The following is an 18,249-nucleotide window of genomic DNA, read 5'->3' as shown; positions in this document are numbered from 1 at the left end:
GTCTCGGCACCTACTCCTTCGGAGCGGGGGCCACCTCCGTGTCGAAGCGGGCCACGAGCTCGGTGCGCGCCGCGCCGGCGTCGTCGAGGTCGACCGGTTCGAGCGTGACCTCGTCGAGGTCGACCATGTCGTCGGTCAGGGTCGCGTCAGGGTTCGTCGGGACGCTGTAGCTGCCCACGGTGGCCGCGAGGTCCTGCGCCTCGGCGGTGAGGGTCCAGTCGATGAACGCCTTGGCCCCCTCGGGGTTCCGGGCGTTGGCGAGCAGCGAGACGGCGCCGACCTCGTACCCGGTGCCCTCCTTCGGGAACGTGGTCGTCAGGTTCGTGAAGCCCTCGTTGATGAACTTCTGGCAGTCCTGGGCGAAGATCACGCCCGTGGCGACCTCGCCGCGACCGGCCATCTGACCGGGCGCGCTGCCGCTCTTCGAGTACTGCAGGATGTTCGAGTGCAGCTTGGTGAAGTAGGCCAGCGCCGCGTCCTGGTCTCCGTCGTTCAGGTCGACCTCGGTCCAGAGCGCCTGGTACGCCGTGCCCGAGGTACCCGGGTGCGCCATGGCGACGTTGGCCTTGAACTTCGGGTCGAGCAGGTCCTGCCACGAGGTGGGCGCCTTCGCCCCGATCTCGTCGAGCACGTCGGTGTTCGAGCAGAAGCTCAGGGCGCCGACGTAGACACCGGTCCACCGGCCGTCGGGGTCCTTGTACTCGTCGGCGATCCGCTCGGCGTTCGGGGACGTGTAGGGCTCGATGAAGCCGGCCTCGTCGGCTGCGAGGTGCCCTTCGGCCCCGCCGCCGAACCACGCGTCGAACTCGGGCGAGTCCCCCGTCGCGCTCAGTCGCGCGACGGCCTCGCCTCCGCTGAGGCGGACGTAGTCGGCGCGGATGCCGGTGGCCGAGGTGAACTCCGACGCCACGAGCTGGCACCAGTCCTCTTGCGGGGTGCAGATGAACGTGACGGGATCGCTCGACCCCTCCGCGCCTCCTGAACCGTTCCCACCGGCGGCGCAGCCGGCCAGGACGGCCACGACGGCGGCGGCGGCGAGGGACGTGGGGACCGTGCGACGGTGCATGGGGTGAACTCCTTCGTTCAGGTGCGCACGTCGGGAGGCGGGGCCGACCCGACGCGGATGTCTTGGCGAGCGCGGCGAGCTCGCTCTTCGAGGCTAGGCAGCGAGGCGCCCGGCGCTCGTCACGAGTCGGTGACGAACGGTGACGAGCTCGTCACCGACGGGCGTCCCCCACGGACACGCGGACGGCACGGGCACGGCACGGCACGGGGTCAGGGCAGCGGGCGGAGCAGGTAGCCGGTGCCGCGGATGCTCTCGATGACGCCCGAGCTGCCCGGCGCGACGGCGTCGAGCTTGTGACGCATGCGGTAGATCGCGGCCTTGATCATGTCGCGGTCACCGAGCCGGTCGGACTCGCCCCAACCGAGCAGCAACAGTTCGGTGAAGCTGACGGGCACCCCCGGGCGAGCCATGAGCGCGGCCAGCAGTCGGAATTCGTTGGTCGTCAAGGCGACCCGTTCCGAGCCGACGACGACCTCGTGGCCGACGGCGTCGAGCTCGAGGCCCCCGGCCGACGTCACGGCCTCACGTCCCACCTCGGGGCGCCTCACGAGTCGTTGGGCGCGCAGCGCGAGTTCTCGCGGGTGGAAGGGCTTCGCCATGTAGTCGTCGGCTCGGGCCTCGAGACCGGCGATGCGGTCGGGCGTCTCGCCCTTGGCCGTGACGAGCATGACGGGCACGTCCCACCGGTCCTTGATGCGCGTGCACAGGGTCATGCCCGAGACCCCGGGCAGCATGACGTCGAGCACGACCAGGTCGGGTCTCGAGCGGAGCAGCTCGGGCCAGACCGCCTCGGCCGACCTGAACGACCTCGTCTCGAAGCCCTGGGTCTCGAGGGCGAACGTGACGATGTCGAGCATGGCGGGCTCGTCGTCGACCACGAACGCGAGCGGTGCGTGGTCGGTCACCGGCGCAGCTCCCGTCGTGCCCGGCGGGCGGCCGGACCGCCGGTGCGACCCGGAGGCGTCAGGGGCAGCGTGAACATCATCGTCGTGCCCTTCCCCGAGATCGTGTCGACGTAGATGCGGCCGCCGTGCAACTGGACGAACTGCTGCGAGATGAACAGCCCGATGCCCGTGCCGTTGCCGAGCGGGCGACCGCTCGAGAACCGTCGAAAGAGCTTCTCACGCTGCTCGTCGGTCATGCCCGTCCCCCCGTCGCTGACCGAGACCGAGACCTCGTCGTCACCCGGCACGATGCGCACCTCGACCCGGTCGTCGGCCGATTCGAGCTGCACCGCGTTGTCGACCAGGTTGACGAGCACCTGCCGGATCAACTGCGGGTCGATGAACGCCCTCACCGGCGCACCGGGAGCGTCGAGGACGATGGTGGTGTCGGTGACCTGGTTGAGGTCGTCCACGACGCTGCGGAAGAGCGAGCGGAGGTCGACGACCGTCCGGTCGAGCGAGAACAGGCCGGCCTCGAGTCGGGCCCGGGTGAGCAGCTGCTCCGAGAACGTGTGCATGCGGACCGCGTTGTCGACGATGCGGTCGACGAACACCGATTGCTGGGCCGTCAGCGGGCCGGCGTCCTGCTCGGCGAGCAATTCGCCCGCACCCTGGATGACGGCGAGCGGAGTGCGGATCTCGTGACTGAGGACGGCGGCCTGGTCGGCCCGGCGCGAGGCGAGCTCGGCCAGGTCGACGAGGCGGTCGCGGTCGACCGCCTGCCGGCGGATGGCCAGCCACAGGCCCAGGCTCGAGACCACCGCCGCTGCCGCGCACAGGGCGAAGGCGAGGGGCACGCGCTCGACGACGAGGGCGACGACGCTGCCGGCGGCCAACGCTCCGGCGGCGGCGAGACCGACGTGGAGCTGCCTCGGGAACGCGTTCATCCGACGAGGCTAACTTCTCCGCACAAACGCGGGCGGTCGGCACCTCTCAGGCGTCGAAGTCGGTGGCGCGGCTGCGCTCCGCCCAGGCCTCGACGTCACCCCGGAGGTCGTCGAGGGCGCCCGTGACGATCTCGACGGCGTCCGAGCCGAGCAGCAGCAGGTACGGCGACCGGCCCGACTCGACCGCGTCGACGAGCAGGCGGGCGCCCGCGGCGGGGTCGCCCGGCTGGGTGCCGTCCGAGGTGTCGGCCTCGATGCGGCGCTTACCGGCGGTCTCGGCGTAGTCGGCGATCGGGGTCGCGGACTGCGTGAGCGAGCGGCCCGAGAAGTCGGTGCGGAACGAGCCCGGCTCGACGACGGTCGCGGTGATGCCGAGCGGAGCGAGCTCGGTTCGCAGGGCCATGGTCATCTGCTCGAGAGCGGCCTTGACGGCGCCGTAGTAGCCCGAGCCGGGCCCGGTGCGGCGAGCGCCGATGGACGACAGGTTGACGATCGTGCCGCTGCGGCGAGCGCGCATGCCGGGGAGCACGGCCTTGATGGTGCGGACGCTGCCGTGGAAGTGCGTGTCGAAGAGGCGGGCGACGTCCGCGTCGTCGCCCTCCTCGACGGCGGAGCGGTAGCCGTAGCCGGCGTTGTTGACGAGCACGTCGACGCCGCCGAACCGGTCGGTGGCGAGGTCCACGGCCGCGGTCACCTGGTCGGCGTCGGTGACGTCCAGGGCGGTGGCGACGGCGTGGTCGGGGTGGGCGTCGGCGATGTCCTGCACGGCGGAGGCGTCGCGCGCGGTGACGACGACGTCGTGCCCGCGGGTGAGCGCCTCGACGGCGAAGGCTCGCCCCAGCCCCGTGGAGCATCCGGTGATCAACCAGGTCGACATGTGGCCTCTTCTCTCTCGTGCGTCGCGGTCGCTGACGCGCCGCACCCAGACAACCAAGGAGGCGCGGTGCCCGTCACGCGACGTCGCGCCCGACACCAGCCGGGCCTACGCTGGCAGGGACGTCCTCGACGAGCTCGACGGCCTCGACCACCACCGAGAAGGGGGACCCCATGACCGACATCGCCTGGGCCACCGGCACCTGGACCACCGAGCCCACCGCGGTGGACGTCGCCGACGACGGGATGCGCGTCACGGCGGCCGAGGGCAGTGACGCCTGGCGCATCACGTCGTACGGGTTCGTCCACGACACCGAGCACGCCCTGGTCGCCCCCTTCGCCCAGGGCACGGCGATGGAGGTGTCCTTCGTCCTCGATTTCTCGGCCCAGTTCGACCAGGCCGGCGTCTTCGTCTCGGTCGATCCCACGACCTGGGTCAAGGCCGGCGTGGAACTCAGTGACGGCGAGCAGAGCCTCGGGGCCGTGGTGACCCGAGGCGAGTCGGACTGGTCACTCTCCCCAGTGGACTGGACCGGCCGGACCGTGACGATCCGAGCCAGCCGGTCGGGCGACGCGGTCACGGTGCGGGCCCGCGTCGACGCCGAGCCATGGCGTCTGGTCCGTGTGGCCCCGCTCGCCCCCGAGGCCGTCGTGAGTGCGGGCCCGTTCTGCTGCGCCCCGTCGCGTGCCGACCTGACGGTGCACTTCACCTCGTGGACGACCACCCCGGCCGACGAGAGCCTGCACCCAGAGCACTGACGCGGCGAAACACGGCCGATGCCATATATTTTCATGCATGCCAGTTCCGCAGCCGACACCTGAGCCTCCGCGTCAGCTCATCCGCGACCGCGTCTACTCCCAGATCAGGGAGGAGATCCTGAAGGGACAACTCGAACCCGGCGAGAAGATCAACGACGCGGACCTGACCACCTGGCTGCGGGTGTCCCGCACTCCCATCCGGGAGGCCCTCGCCATGCTCGCCGTGGACGGCCTGATCGAGATGGAGCCGAATCGCTACACCCGCGTCCCGGACCGTTCCGCCGATTCGTACCGTCGCGCGGCGGAGTACATGCAGATGATCCGCGCCTTCGTCCTGGAGCACCTCGACCGGATCCCCGACGATGCGCTCCGCGTCGCCCGTGAGCACATGGCAGACCTCCTGCCGCGCTTGCTCGAACACGACCGCGGGGCGAAGATGACGTTCGACGACGAGTTCGGCGCACTCGCCGCCCAGATCGACAACCCGCTGATCACCGAGGCGGAGCAACGCGTCAGATCGCAGGCCCAGTTCCATCTGCAGCACCTCGACGCCGCCATCAACTGGGACAACATCATCAGTCACGCCCGCACCCTCACCCGCGGCGAGTAGCCGGGCGCTGAAGGCGCCTCAGTCCACGTCGACCACGCTGACCGCCGGGGGCGCGAAAAGGGTTCCTCGGATGACGGATGCGTGGAAGGTCCGGGCCGCGACGACGATCCAGGCCGTGACGAGACCCGCGAAGTAGAGCACGGCGAGGTAGCCCACGACATGCAGGCCGGAGTGCAGCGCGAGACCGTTCAGGCCGGTGACGCAGGTGCCGAGGGGAAATGTGAACGACCACCAGGTCAGGCTGAACGGTAGGTGCTGCCGTGCCGTGCGGATCGTGATGGCGAGGGCCGTCGCCGTCCAGGCGAGGCCGAACCCGAGCATCGCGAACCCGTAGAAGAGCGCGATGACGAGCAGGGCGTGCGCGGTGCCGGCATCGACGACGGTCGGAGCGTTCGACGCGAGGAGGTTCACCGCCGTGATCGACTGTCCGACAGGACCGAGGACGATCCAGAGGGTCGGCACGAACACGGCGGGGCCGACCCGATGCTGCATGAGTCGATGCCAGATCAGCGTGATCACGATGAGTGACATGATCAGGCTGAGGCCGAAGAAACCGTAGCAAGCCCACAGCAGTGTCTCGCGAGCCTCGCCCTCGGGCGTGTAGGGCAGCAGCAGGGCGCCCGTCGAGGCCGAGACCATGGGTGGCACGACCGGCATCAACCAGCCACCGAACGCGGCGGCAGGCCCGTTCTCGTGTCGGGTGAAGGCCAGAGACGGCACGAGGACCGCCGTGACCAGCCCGCCGAGAGTCCCGATCGTCCAGAGCGTCCAGTCGACGGCGACCGCGGCGGGCAGCCCGATCCAGTCCTTGCCGAGCAAGAGGGCACCGGCGCCGACGGTGAGCAACGCCATCGGCGGCGCACCGTAGAAGTGGGCCATCACCGGGTGCCGGTGATGCGTCATCGCGGTGCTGCGGTGTCGCGACCAGTGCAGTCCGGTCGCGAGGGTGAGCGCGACCAGGAGAGCCGCGGAGATCGACCAGACGACCGTCGCGCCGGTGCGGAGACCGGGGAACTGCAGCGGAAGCGAGGAGGCGGCGACGGCGACGACGCCCGTCCCCATGACGGAGGCGAACCAGTTCGGCGTCAGGTTCGACACGATCTGCCCCGGTCGCTCGAGCTCTCGGAGGATTCGCTTGCGAGGCCTCTCGGCGCGCCGGGGCGGCGCCGGGACAGGGGCGGAGTCGACGGAGGTCATGCGACAAGCGTCTCCGTTTCCGGCCGCTCGGGATACGTCGATCGTCTTGGGAGGGGCACAATGTCTTCTTGTGACGCCCAAACGCCTGACCGATCGGACGCTGGACCTCGACACCCTCGAGGTCCTCGAGCGGGTCGCCGAGACCGGGTCGATCTCGCGCGCGGCCTCGGCCCTCGGGGTCACCCAACAGGCCGTGTCCGGCCGCGTGCGAGCTGCGGAACTCGCCGTCGGTCAGCCGTTGGTGCGCCGTTCCGCCGCGGGGTCCGCGATGACCGATACCGGTCGGCTCCTTCTCGAATTGGGGCGGCCGGTCCTCGAAGCGTCGCGCAGGTTCGAGGCGGACGTGGCCGCGCTGGGCGATGCGCCCGGCTCGATCGTGGTGGCGGCGTCGCAGACCATAGCTGAGCTGTTGGCCCCGTCCTGGTTGCGAGAATTCCGGCGCCGCGCCCCTGACTGCACTGCACGTCTGTTGGCCGACAACTCGGCCACGGTCGTCGCGCTGGTCCGCTCCGGTGACGCCGACATCGGGTTCGTGGAGACCCCCTCGGCCCCATCGGGACTCTCGTCGACCGTGATCACCGAGGACGAACTGGTCGTCGTCGTCACCCCGGACCATCCATGGGCCATGGTGCCGAGCATCAGTGCCAGGGATCTGGCCGACACGGCGCTGCTGATGCGCGAGCCCGGGTCCGGGACGCGGGAGACCGTCGAGGCCTGGCTCGAGGCGTCCGAGTTGACGCTGGCCACTCCCGCAGCCGTGCTCGAGACGACGGCCATCGTCCGCTCAACCGCTCGAGCCGGCATCGCACCGGCGGCGATGAGCCGACGAACGGTCGAGACCGACCTCGCAGCGGGGACTCTCGTCCGCGTCGAGCTGGCAGGGCCACCCCTCGCCCGGTCCCTGCGCGCGATCTGGTCCGACGAGATGGGACGAGGGGTCTCGACCTTCCTGCGCGTGGCGAAAGAGACGCACTGAGCACGGGGCCCGTCGGGCTCGCACGAGGGCACGCCTGACCGCACCCGGGGGCCGAAGACCCCATGGGGCCTGTCGACCCGAACCGGCAGGCCCCATGGGGCGAGGTGCCGGCAGGCAGCACGAACCCGCATCGGCTGCGCCTGCCCGGCGCGGAGATCAACCTAGACGCAGAGGTCTGCCGACGGCAAATGTTGGATTGATGCCACTCAGCTGATTCTTATGAATCGCTTTTTCCCCGCTAAATCAAGCCTCGTCGACGGCCTGACCAGACCAACATGCGATATTTCCTTACTTTTCTGGTCGTAAATGTTACTGTTCACACACCAGCCCGGATCTTCTGGCATCTCCCCTCGGCATGAACGCTCTGCCGAGGGCAGGTGCTGCATCGGCGCGCCCGGCCGCCCGAAGGGTGCCTTCTGGCGCCCCCGAGGTCGTAGCGACCCTCCGCGCCCGCCTTCGCACACACCCGAAAAGGACAGATTCATCATGCAACCCGTACCAGCCCCTCTTCCCGATACCCGATCACGACGAGCCGTCATGCGCGCGGTCGCGATCGGGGCGGTCGCATTCACCGTGTTCCACATCTTCGCCTCGTTCCTGTGGATCTCACCCCCCACCGCGTTGAGGCAACTCGTTCCCGGCGACATCCTGCGCGCGTACATGCTCCCGTGGTTCGGCCAGAGCTGGAGTGTGTTCGCCCCGGAACCGATCAACGGTGACTACAAGCTCAAGGTGCGCGCCGTGCTCGCGACCAAGCAAGGACTCGTCACCACCAAATGGGTCGCCGCGAGCGACGTCGAGCAATCCCTGTCGCATCACAATCTGTTTCCTCCCCGTGCGGCAGGCCTCGCCGTCCAAGAGGCCAGTGCGCTGAAGGACACAGGCGACGCTCTGACCAGCGAGCAGAAGGACACCGCTGCGCTCAACTACTTCGCCGGCGACTCCTGGCTGGGTCGAGAGAGAGACGCGATGTTCGCCGAGGGGGACAACCGCTCAGCTGTCATCGACTTCATCGTCCAAGAGCGATACGCCGACGCCTACGCGACCCAAGTCGCCGAATCGACGTGGGGCGACGAGGTGGTTCGCGTGCAATACGAAGCGAGTCGCCAGAACGTCGTGCCCTACGCAGATCGCAACTCACCTCACGCTGAACGGCCGACGGTCCAGGTCTTCCGCACGGGATGGCGGGGCTTGATCACCCTGCCCGACCAAGACGGCACGTCGTTCCACGAGCTCTTCCCTACCGATCCCTCGACGGCCGACACAGGACGGGGGCGCACCGATGCGCACTGACACTCACACGATCACGACTATCGACGACACGAGCTCTCCGGGCGACCGCTTACCGCAGGCAGCGGAGAAACGCGTGTCAGGCGTAGGTGCCACCTCCCTCCGACGCATCGTGGAGTCGCTCCACGTGGCTGAGCAGTGGCTCCTTGCCGAGAAGCATGCCGTCTACGGGCTCGCCGTCGCTCGCATCCTCCTGGGGTTGACGATCATCGGGTTCACGCTGAGCAACTTCTCGACACGCGTGTACACGTTCGGCGCCGGAGCGGCCTGGACCGGCGAACTGGCCTATCCCAACAGCGACTTCGCCACCATCTGGCCGTTCAGCTTCGTGAACGGACTCGCGACCAACGACTCCGCCCTGACCCTGCTGATGCTCAGCATCCTCGTGACCGCGACCCTCTTCCTGGTCGGCTACAAGACCAGGCTCGTCACCGTGGTCCTCTTCGTGCAGTGGGTCGGGCTGCTCTCGATCAACACACTCGTCCAGGACCAGAGCGACAACCTGTCCCGCATCGCCCTGATCTCGCTGTTCTTCACCGCACCGTCCCAAGTGTGGTCGGTGGACGCTCGCAGGCGTGAGCGGGCTCGCCCGGCTCCCTCCACCACGATGGGGGCGTTGCGTGGCCGTGTTCGGTCCCTCCTGCCGCCGTGGGTACCGAATCTCTTCCACAACTTGAGTGTGATCGTCATCGGGGCTCAGCTGTGCATGGTCTACGCCTCAGGCGGGCTCTACAAGGCACAAGGCGAACCCTGGTACAGCGGCTATGCCATCTACGCGCCGATCACGACCCGGCAATTCGGCACCTGGCCCGAACTGAGCGAGCTCCTCACCGCTTGGGCCCCCCTGGTCGCCCTGGCGACGGTCCTCACCGTGCTCGTCCAGGTGAGCTTCCCCCTCATGCTCATGCGACGCCCCACCCGGATCGCCGCACTGCTGATCATCCTGATCTTCCACGTGAGCATCGCCGTGCTCATGGGCCTCCCCTGGTTCTCCCTGACGATGGTCGCCCTCGACGCGATCTTCATCCGCGACAAGACATACATGACCATCGCCAGAACTGTGCGAACCACCGTGGTCGAGCGGTGTCACCACCGCTTCTCGAATGCCACGTTGCGCGCGTTCCCCACACTCGGCAGACCCGGTGCCGAGAAGTGAGAGCCGTCTCGGAGGACGTCCGCTGAGCGGGAAACGCTTGGCTCGGTGGCGCGGACGAACGTGGGCCGACGTCGCGCGAGGACCCCCGTTGGCGAAGAGCTCGCAGCCCATCTACGACTCAGCAACTGCAACTAAAGGAACGCAATTCCTATGACACAAGTGACTTCGAACAATCGAATTGATAGCTCAGGACAAGGCTTGAGAGCAGATTCCCTCTTCAGGCGCACACGGCGTGGAATCACCATCGGGCTCGCGTGCACCGGTGTCGCGGCTCTGGCCCTTACGGGGGCGCAGTCCCCCGCGGTCGCCGACCCTGTGACGTCCGCAGCCCCGGCGGCCGCTATCCCTTTCCCGGATGATTCTCCGGCTGCATACGCCAGCACAACAGTATATATTAACGGCGCATCTGACGCGAAGACCCAGCTCTGGGAAACCGTACGGGACGACCAAGGTGCATTCGACTTCAAGGCGCGCGGAAATCCGGCCGAATACAACTACAACGCCTTGGCATTCCGCGCCAAGGATCGCATGATGTACGCACTCACACGCGGCGACAATCTGATCCAAATCGATGCTACCGGAGCAGAGACTGCCAATTTCGGCAAGCTTCTCGGGCCCCTGGACCAAGAGTCTCAGTACAACGGTGCGACGTTCGGTGAAGGTGAATATGCGGACACGATGTTCGTGCAGGCGCAAAATCCGCAGAACGTTATCTGGGCAGTGGATTTCGCCTCTGGGTCCCCCTCGGTCAGGACGATCCCACTCAGCGAGCCGATCTCGACGGCTGACTTGGCACCTGCAGGTGGATATCTGTGGGGTGTAACTGATGGCAAGTGGTATCGCGTTGACCCCAAGACCGGGAACGTCCGAGCCGGAAAAATCTCCGGGATGGGCGACAACGCTCATGCGATCGCGGCGTGGACCTACCCCAACGGCAACCTCGTGTTCGGTATGTCGCCATCTAGCACTGAGAAGCTCACGGTCTACCAGTACGACCTGCAAGATGCAGGGGGTGACCCGAAATTCACTCTTCTCGCGTCCCAGTCAGGTCCCAGCGCCGACGGGGCAGATGGCACCTATGTGCCGAATAACCCGTCCTTTGTCGACCTCTCCATCACGAAGACGGCGTCGGCGCGCGTCACGGCGGGTGATCGTATCGATTACACGATGACCGTGAAGAACGAGGCGTCTAAGGTCAACTCGTCTGGCGCAATCATCCAGGACAAGATCCCCGCGGGACTCTCCGACGTCGAGGTGACAGACCCGGGCTGTTCAGTGACGGGCGACATGGTGACGTGCTCGGTCAAGAGGCTTGCTCCGGGCGAGGAGCAGAGCTTCCAATTCAGTGCGGCGACCTCGACGGACACACCGCAGAAGGTGACCAACACGGCGAAGGTCCTCCCCAACGACACCGACAAAGTCGAGAAGAACAACACGTCGAGCGCCACGACCATCGTCGAGCCTGCACCGGACCCCGACGCGAACTCGAGCTCGAACTCGAACTCGAACTCCAACACGGCCGCGGACGCGGACGCGAACATGAACGCGTCCGCGTCCGCTGGTGCTGACTCCAACGCGAACCCCGCAGCCCAGGCCGCAGCACTGGCTGACGCCACCACCAACGCCTCGGCCGCGGCGGACAGCAAAGCCAACGCCGCAGCGAAGGCCGCAGCGACCCAGGATGCCTCGACCGACGCCTCCAAGGACGCCGGAGCATCCGCGGAAGCCGCCGCGAAGCAAGCCGCTCAAGCCAACGCCTCGGACCAGACCCAGACCAAGGCATCCGCCAAGGCCAACGGTGACGCATCCTCCGCAGCGAAAGCCGCCGCGATCGCCGACGCCTCGAAGGACGCCTCGGTGAACACGAACGCGGCAACGAACGCGAACGCGGCGAAGACCGCGAACGCGAACGCGGCCACGGACGCGACCGCGTCGGCCGGTACCGCAGCGAACGCGACCGCTAGCACCGCTACGAACGCGAGCGCCTCGGCCGCTGCGCAGGGCACGCAGGGAGCTGCGGACGGGCTCCACGTGGCCACTGGTGGCTATGTCGAACAGCACCCGCTGGCCTGGCCGTGGCTCGGTCTCGCCGCAGCGGGCGCTGCTGGGCTCGCGCTCCTGGTCGGCCTGTTCAGCCGCCGGCGTCGCGAAGAGGCTGACAGCGAATAACGCCTGACCCCTCCCTGGTGGGGCGCGAGCTCGGCTACGGCCGGGCTCGCGCCCCACCACACATCGCACAGAAGACCAGCTCAGCGACCGCTGGAGAGCTTTCTCCTGTGCGCCACACACACGTCCCTGTGGGGGCTCGGGCCGCCGTCCCCGAACACGAAAGGTTGTGCGAAGTGCGAGAACGATCAGCACGAGCGAGCGACAGCATGCCCGGATCGACCGGACGGCGCCGGAGAAGGTCGAGCCCGGTGGCTTTCATCATCAGCGCGGCCGTGGTGGTCGCCGTTCTCTTCGTGAGCGCAGCCGCCCTGATGCTGCAGATCGATTCCGCCCCCGACGCGGCTCCCGTCGACATGGGGGGAAACAGGGTCCATCTGGAGGATCCCCTTCCCGAGGGGCAAACCGCCAGTTCGCCCACGAGGGCGAGGTTCACCGTCGGCGCGGTCGGGCTCGACGTTCCACTCGACACTCTCGATGCGACCGACGGTGTCATCGAACCACCCGGTTTCACGTCCGCCTATTGGGTGGAGAACCGGGGTGTGTCTTTCGAGAATCCGGCCGACGGCACCGTCTTCGTCGCGATGCACTCGCTGCGGGGCGGAGGAGTCGCGCCGGGCAACTACCTCATCGATGTGCAGAACCGGCGATCGAAGGTGCAGCCGGGAGATGCCATCACCGTCGGCGCGTCCCGCTACACCGTCACCCAGGCCGGGCCCGTCCAGAAGACGGATATCGCCGACCGAAGCGACATCTGGGCCGACTCGCCCGGCAGGCTCGTCGTGATCACGTGCCTCCAGCGCCCCCAGGGCGGCCCCTCGGTGCAGAACATGGTCATCGAGGCGCAACTCCAACCCGATTCCGGCAAGTAGAGCCCAGAGTCACCGAGAAGTCCTGGTGACGAACAACTGGATCATCACCCATCACAGCGAGGGAGAAACATGGTTGACGCGATAGTCGTCGGATCAGGCCCCAACGGCCTGGCGGCAGCAGTGACCCTTGCTCGTGCCGGCCTCAGCGTCGAGGTCGTGGAGCGGGCAGCGCACCCGGGGGGCAGCACCCGCACGGAGGCTCTGACCGCCGACGGGTTCCTCCACGATGTGGGGTCGGCCGTTCACCCGCTCGCGCTCCAGTCCCCCTTCATGTCACGTTTCGAGATGCACAAGAGGGTCGACCTCGTCGTACCCGACGTGCAGTTCGCCCATCCGCTCGACGGTGGGAGGATCGGTCTGGCCTACCGCGACCTCGAGCGGACCGCTGAGTCCCTCGGTCGGGACGGCGTCGCCTACACCCGGCTGATGAAGCCTCTCGTCGACCACGTCGACGCCGTCGCCGAGCTCGCCACGGGACCACTACTCCGTCTTCCCCGCGACATGCCGACCTCCGTGCGCATGGGTCTCCGCGTCCTCGAGCAGGGAAGCGTCGCCTGGGGTGCTCGCTTCTCGGACGACATCGCGCCGGCCTTGCTCACCGGCGCGGCAGCGCACGGCAATCAGCCCCTGCCGTCGATCGGCGCAGCGGCGGTGGGGCTGGCCCTGACGAGTTACGCGCACGCCGGGGGCTGGCCGATCCCCGAAGGTGGCAGCCGCGTGATCACCGATGCCCTCGTGACGGACCTGGAGCGACACGGGGGCACGATCGAGCGAGGGCGGACCGTGACGCACTGGGATGACGTCGCCGATGCGAAGGCGGTCTTGTTCGACACGAGCATCCCCACTCTCTTGCAGGTCGCGGGCGTGAGGCTGCCGTGGTGGGTCCGGAGGTCGCTGAGGGGGTTCCGCTTCGGGAACGCGGTCGCGAAGGTCGACTTCGCCCTGACCGACCCCGTCCCGTGGACCCGGTCGGAGGCCGGCCGAGCCGGCACGGTGCACCTCGGCGGGACGAGGGCGCAGATCGCGGCGGCGGAACGGGCGGTGGCCAGAGGTCGATCGACCTCCTCGCCGTACGTGCTGGCGTCTCAACCCACGGTCGTCGATCCGAGCCGCGCCCCGGCCGGCAAGCATGTGCTGTGGTCTTACATGCACGTCCCGGCGGGCTCCGTGGAAGACCCGGTCGAGACGATCACCCGTCAGGTCGAGCGCTTCGCGCCCGGATTCCGCGACGTGATCCTGGCCACGCATGCGACGACCGCCACGGACATCGCGTCCGCGAACCCCGACTACGTCGGTGGCGACGTCTTCGGTGGCAGCACCCACCTGGGCCAGCTCGTGCGACGACCGATGCTGTCTCCCGACCCCTGGCGGATGGGCGAGGGCATCTACCTCTGCTCGCAATCCGCCGCCCCCGGTCCGGGTGTGCACGGGATGGCAGGCTGGCACGCCGCACGGTCCGCCCTGAGACGCACGTTCGGGCTGGACGCCGAGGTCGATCTCTCCGTCGGAGGCCCCTCGGGCACAGAGCGACGCGTCGCCGGCCGCCGGCCCGTCGACGAGCGCACCCGACGGTGACACCCGAGGAGGCGCGGTGCGGGCGGAACCGACACCGCGCCTCCTCGGGGTGGTCGCGCCCGAAGGTGCTGCGGGCGGGCTAGAGCTTCCGGCTCCGACGAGTTCGCCCGAGAACGAGGAAAGCCCCTGCGATGCAGGGGCTTTCACCGGCGGGCTGCTGACGAACACTCGCTGCACCGCGGAACGACAGGGCCCGGTTCTGGCCGAACCTCGGCTCATCCTCCCGGTGCAACCCCGAGATCCTCCGGCCGGAATCGAGCTCCCTCATCACCGATGCCCTGTGTTTGGCCTGGCCGCTTCAGCTCCCCCGAGATTGACTCGGCGTAGCCTTCTGCCGACGGTCATCTGGGCCGTCACAAAGGCCCGTGATCTGCAGCCTCAGGTACACCTGGCTTTCACAAACGCCATGAAGCCGCCCGGCCTCGCGGTCGATCACGCGAAGGAACGCATCAATCCGAGACGTGATCACGCGACCTAGCGTTCTGCCGGGCGACCGACTTCGGCTGCAATATCTTGCACGCGTCTCGCAATGACCTCGGGACTGTGCTGTCGAGCAAGGCGGGCTCCCGCTTCGACCATATTCGTGACATCTGCCCCGAGCCGAAGCGCTCGCACGCACGCCTCTGCGAGTTCCCCAGGAGTGTCCGCGATGAGGGCGTGTGTGCCGGGCCGCACCTCGAGGCCCTCCGCTCCTATGGTGGTGCTGACCACAGGGACCTCGCTGGCCATGGCCTCGAGTATCTTGATGCGACTGCCTCCGCCCACACGCAGCGGAACGACCACCGCTCGTGCCATCGAGAGCTCATCCTTCACGTCATCTACGGGCCCGGTGACCGTCACGTTCGGATTGCTATTGAGCGCGAACAATCGATCGTTGGCTCGCCCGACGATCCGGAATTCAGCGTCAGGGATGTGGTCTACGACGAGGGGCAGCACGGCCTGCACGAACCATCGGGCCGCATCGTCGTTTGGCGCGTACAAGTGCATTCCCACGAAGAGCAGGACGTTCCTACGTTCATGCAGGGGGACGCCGCCGGGTTCTGTGGTGGGGGGATAAGCGTTCGGGACGATGTCGGCGTTCGCCCCCGGGACTCGCCGGGCGTCTGCCGCGCTGACCACGAGTCGTCGCGCTCCCGATCGGGCCACGATCAGGTGTTGACGGCGCAGAAGAGCCGATCGTCGCCGCATACGCCCTGCCTCGAGTCGCCCGATGCTATCGCCGCGGTCGTTCTTGTTCACGTCGAGCCAGCGATCCAGAACGACCTCCGCGAAGTCGTCGACATCGACGATGGCAGGGCAGGAGAGCCTGCCGGCCGCAACGAACCAGCTCATTTCGCGCACGTAGAAGATCAAGGAATAATTGCGCCTCCCGTGCATCTTTCGAGCAAGCGGAAGGCATACGCGTCGGGCTGCGACAATCCGAGCCTGCTCCGCGCCGACTATGGCGGCTAGGACGCGCCGCAGGGGTGAACGGGGCCCAGGGTACATGGCCGACTGCAGCTCGCTAATCCCGGGGTAACTATCAAAACCCTGGGACGGATCCCCCAAGTCAGAGTGAGCGAGGACATCCACTTCCCCTAGGCGGGCAAGTCCGCTGAGGAGAACACCTACACGTTGCGGCGCACCGGTATTGTCCCGCCAAGGCCAGTAGGGCGTGACGACCAGAATTCTCATTTAGCCTCCTCATTCATCGACTGCACTGTCGCACTGACCCAGAAACCACGACACTATTTGGACGCAATGGCGTCGTGGCATGTCGCACCTGATGGGACAGGTTCGCCCACGGATGTCCCCCGCCGGGCATGGACGATTTGAGCGACTCCACGCACGTCACATGCCCGGTAAGTCGCACTAAAATCGATCCACCCGGTATCGCGGTGCCTCTACATTGGCACAGGTTCGGCAAGTAGCAGTTGATGTCAAACGCTTGACGCCTTGGTGAACACTTGGTTACGTTCGAGGACGCCACGGGAAAGCACTACTGGTTCCCCTGGCGCGAGAAGAATTGACGAGGGGGTCAAGGTCTTGACGAAAAGCTCGGGTCGAAGGCGACCGCTGCGCATCGCTAAAACGAACATCAACACATCTACGTCGGTGACGATGTGAATGATCAGAGAATCAAGCACGACGTTGCCGTACAGCGGGACGAGGCCCCTGGGCTTGACCCGGCCCAGCACCTGACGGGCTCAAGCAAGACGGTTCTTTTGACGTCTTGGGGCCGGGGCAACGGCCACATCACCAGACTCATTCGGATCGGGGAGGCTTTTGGCAATGCGGGTTGGAAACCGTACGTCTACGGCTACTCCAACTCACTGCACATGGAGCACGTCCAGGCTGCTGGCTGGCCCTCGAAGACGTACCCGCCCTGGGCCGAAGCCGTCGATCCCTGGTTGAGCTGGAGCGACCCCGATGTCCTGATGCGAGCGGTCGAGCTCGATCGGCAGACTCTGCGCGACGTTGCGCCGTCGATGGTGATCAACGATTGTCGAATTCCGATGGTGATCGCCGCCCTGGCAGAGGGAATCCAATTCGCTACCATCTGCCAAGACAACCAAGTACCCGGCTACTGCTACGACGGTTCCACGATTCCGGCAACGTGGACGCTGCCTGTGGATGCGATCAACAAGGTCCTGGCCTTGCTCGAGATTGACCCCATTGCGGATGACGCGCGGTGGCTTTTCGCCCGGGGCACAATGGCGGTTCCTAGCACAGCAGAACTCGAGCCGATCGTCGGCCCCTATGTCGAAGAACTGGACATCGTCCACACCGGCCTTCTGAACAAGCAGGCCAGCACTTCAGGCAGTCGAGCGGCTGATCTGCTGTTCTACAGGACGGCCGGATCTGCCGACGAGGAGTTTCTCGCCGCCTTCGCCGACTGGAACGGGAGCATCTATATCGCGACCGGAGAAACTATGGTCGGCGCGGCCCCGGGAGAACCTTCTCGTGGGCGCGTGCAGATCGGGACGCTCTGGGACCTCGACGCCATAGGGCCGGGCCTCCGCGCTGTGGTGCATCACGGAGGACATGGGACGACTCTGCGGTGCATCGCTGAGGGCATACCTGCCGTCGTCCTCCCTGGCCCGAACCCCGAACGAACCGCGAACGGGGAACGGGCCGAACGCTTGGGGCGGGCGATTGTGATGCATGCGGACGTCAATACCGGGCCCGTGTGGGGCCCTGCAGTCGACGTGACAGGCGATAGGCCTGCTTGGTCGGACGTGCGCGCCGCGCTCGACCACCTTCCACCGCGTCTTCACAGCCCCGCATCCCAGGACGCTGCCGACCAGAGCTCCCAGCAACTGGTTGATCTGCTGACGACGCCGTCAAGCATCAACCCCCACTCGACTTTCGCTTCCATCTAAAGGCACAAACCATGAACGCAAACAACCAGGCCCTGCAGACGATCATCAGTGGTTCATACCGCAAGCATTTCAACGAGATGATCGCACTGAAGCGCTCTCTCATCGCGGAAAACGTTGCAGTCACGGCGCCCGTCAGCGACATCGTCACCAATGTCGGGCAGGAATTCGCCCTGCTCGACGAAGACCCCATCGAGGACCCACGCGCACTACAAGACTCGATTTTCGCCATGATCCGTCGTTCGTCGTTCCTCGTTCTTGCCAATGTCGACGGGTACCTCGGAACGGCAGCGTCTATGGAAGTCGGGTACGCAATCGCGCAAGGCCTTCAAATCTTGACCCTCGAACCAATGACCGATCCCAACATTGCCGGCTACAGCCGAACCTTGGACGAGGTGTTTCCGCAGATAGGTCTTCGCTTCGATGACGAGCTCGGCACCATTCGTCGGCTTGTTCTCGACGAAGCCTTGACGAGCTAGGCCGACCGATCAGAGACGAGGCGTCGTTGACGAAGGCCAC

General features: G+C 66.9%; 16 protein-coding genes. 10 read left to right on the top strand and 6 right to left on the bottom strand.

The genetic code is table 11. The features are described 5' to 3' along the window. Window positions 1–10 precede the first annotated feature (10 nt). The 4 genes from EDF50_RS10085 to EDF50_RS10070 all read right to left on the bottom strand — a co-directional run bounded on the left by EDF50_RS10085 (window position 11) and on the right by EDF50_RS10070 (window position 3,774). Window positions 11–1,066 (bottom strand): ABC transporter substrate-binding protein, encoded by a 1,056-nt coding sequence (locus EDF50_RS10085; RefSeq protein WP_123519448.1) that lies wholly within the window; start codon window positions 1,064–1,066, stop codon window positions 11–13. A gap of 209 nt (window positions 1,067–1,275) precedes the next feature. Next, window positions 1,276–1,971, bottom strand: coding sequence for a response regulator transcription factor (locus tag EDF50_RS10080; RefSeq protein ID WP_233570536.1), 696 nt, complete (start codon window positions 1,969–1,971; stop codon window positions 1,276–1,278). Continuing rightward, window positions 1,968–2,897: a sensor histidine kinase KdpD gene (locus tag EDF50_RS10075; RefSeq protein ID WP_123519447.1), complete on the bottom strand. Its 930-nt coding sequence runs from the start codon at window positions 2,895–2,897 to the stop codon at window positions 1,968–1,970. Before EDF50_RS10075 ends, EDF50_RS10080 begins: the two co-directional genes overlap by 4 nt. Window positions 2,898–2,943: 46 nt before the next feature. Beyond that, on the bottom strand, window positions 2,944–3,774 hold the full coding sequence (locus tag EDF50_RS10070; protein WP_123519446.1) for an oxidoreductase: 831 nt from the start codon (window positions 3,772–3,774) through the stop codon (window positions 2,944–2,946). A 170-nt stretch (window positions 3,775–3,944) separates the two neighbouring features. On the opposite strand from EDF50_RS10070, the gene EDF50_RS10065 reads away from it, so the two are divergent. Continuing rightward, window positions 3,945–4,529, top strand: a complete 585-nt coding sequence (locus EDF50_RS10065) for a DUF1349 domain-containing protein (protein ID WP_123519445.1) — start codon at window positions 3,945–3,947, stop codon at window positions 4,527–4,529. Between the two features lie 37 nt (window positions 4,530–4,566). Next, window positions 4,567–5,139, top strand: coding sequence for a GntR family transcriptional regulator (locus EDF50_RS10060; protein ID WP_123519444.1), 573 nt, complete (start codon window positions 4,567–4,569; stop codon window positions 5,137–5,139). A gap of 18 nt (window positions 5,140–5,157) precedes the next feature. Here EDF50_RS10060 and EDF50_RS10055 read toward each other — a convergent pair whose 3' ends face one another. Next, window positions 5,158–6,336: a TDT family transporter gene (locus tag EDF50_RS10055; RefSeq protein WP_123519443.1), complete on the bottom strand. Its 1,179-nt coding sequence runs from the start codon at window positions 6,334–6,336 to the stop codon at window positions 5,158–5,160. 70 nt (window positions 6,337–6,406) lie between these two features. On the opposite strand from EDF50_RS10055, the gene EDF50_RS10050 reads away from it, so the two are divergent. The 6 genes from EDF50_RS10050 (at window position 6,407) to EDF50_RS10025 (ending at window position 14,371) form a co-directional block, all read left to right on the top strand. Next, window positions 6,407–7,312: a LysR substrate-binding domain-containing protein gene (locus tag EDF50_RS10050; protein WP_123519442.1), complete on the top strand. Its 906-nt coding sequence runs from the start codon at window positions 6,407–6,409 to the stop codon at window positions 7,310–7,312. Between the two features lie 537 nt (window positions 7,313–7,849). Continuing rightward, window positions 7,850–8,605: a DUF5819 family protein gene (locus EDF50_RS10045; RefSeq protein ID WP_123519441.1), complete on the top strand. Its 756-nt coding sequence runs from the start codon at window positions 7,850–7,852 to the stop codon at window positions 8,603–8,605. 124 nt (window positions 8,606–8,729) lie between these two features. Next, window positions 8,730–9,758 (top strand): HTTM domain-containing protein, encoded by a 1,029-nt coding sequence (locus tag EDF50_RS10040; RefSeq protein ID WP_158612684.1) that lies wholly within the window; start codon window positions 8,730–8,732, stop codon window positions 9,756–9,758. A gap of 315 nt (window positions 9,759–10,073) precedes the next feature. Continuing rightward, window positions 10,074–11,927, top strand: a complete 1,854-nt coding sequence (locus tag EDF50_RS10035) for a DUF11 domain-containing protein (protein WP_158612683.1) — start codon at window positions 10,074–10,076, stop codon at window positions 11,925–11,927. A 248-nt stretch (window positions 11,928–12,175) separates the two neighbouring features. Further along, the gene (locus EDF50_RS10030; RefSeq protein WP_123519438.1) at window positions 12,176–12,796 is read left to right on the top strand and encodes a class F sortase; all 621 of its coding nucleotides are present in this window, start codon (window positions 12,176–12,178) and stop codon (window positions 12,794–12,796) included. 69 nt (window positions 12,797–12,865) lie between these two features. Further along, window positions 12,866–14,371 carry an NAD(P)/FAD-dependent oxidoreductase gene (locus EDF50_RS10025; protein WP_123519437.1) on the top strand — a complete coding sequence of 502 codons (1,506 nt, stop codon included), beginning with the start codon at window positions 12,866–12,868 and terminating at the stop codon, window positions 14,369–14,371. Between the two features lie 474 nt (window positions 14,372–14,845). On the opposite strand, the gene EDF50_RS10020 is transcribed toward EDF50_RS10025, so the two are convergent. Next, window positions 14,846–15,724, bottom strand: a complete 879-nt coding sequence (locus EDF50_RS10020; protein ID WP_158612682.1) for a glycosyltransferase family 4 protein — start codon at window positions 15,722–15,724, stop codon at window positions 14,846–14,848. Window positions 15,725–16,473: 749 nt separating this feature from the next. Here EDF50_RS10020 and EDF50_RS10015 point away from each other — a divergent pair. Both EDF50_RS10015 and EDF50_RS10010 read left to right on the top strand, forming a co-directional pair. Beyond that, complete coding sequence (locus EDF50_RS10015) at window positions 16,474–17,733, top strand: glycosyltransferase (RefSeq protein ID WP_123519435.1); 1,260 nt, start codon at window positions 16,474–16,476, stop codon at window positions 17,731–17,733. An 11-nt stretch (window positions 17,734–17,744) separates the two neighbouring features. Next, a complete protein-coding gene (locus EDF50_RS10010; RefSeq protein WP_123519434.1) occupies window positions 17,745–18,209 on the top strand; it encodes a hypothetical protein in 465 nt (154 codons plus the stop codon). Window positions 18,210–18,249 lie beyond the last annotated feature (40 nt).

The sequence above is a fragment of the Frigoribacterium sp. PhB24 genome (assembly GCF_003755185.1).
Lineage (GTDB): Bacteria > Actinomycetota > Actinomycetes > Actinomycetales > Microbacteriaceae > Frigoribacterium.
Note: the sequence above shows the minus strand (reverse complement) of the source record. Positions and strands in the feature narration are given on the sequence as shown.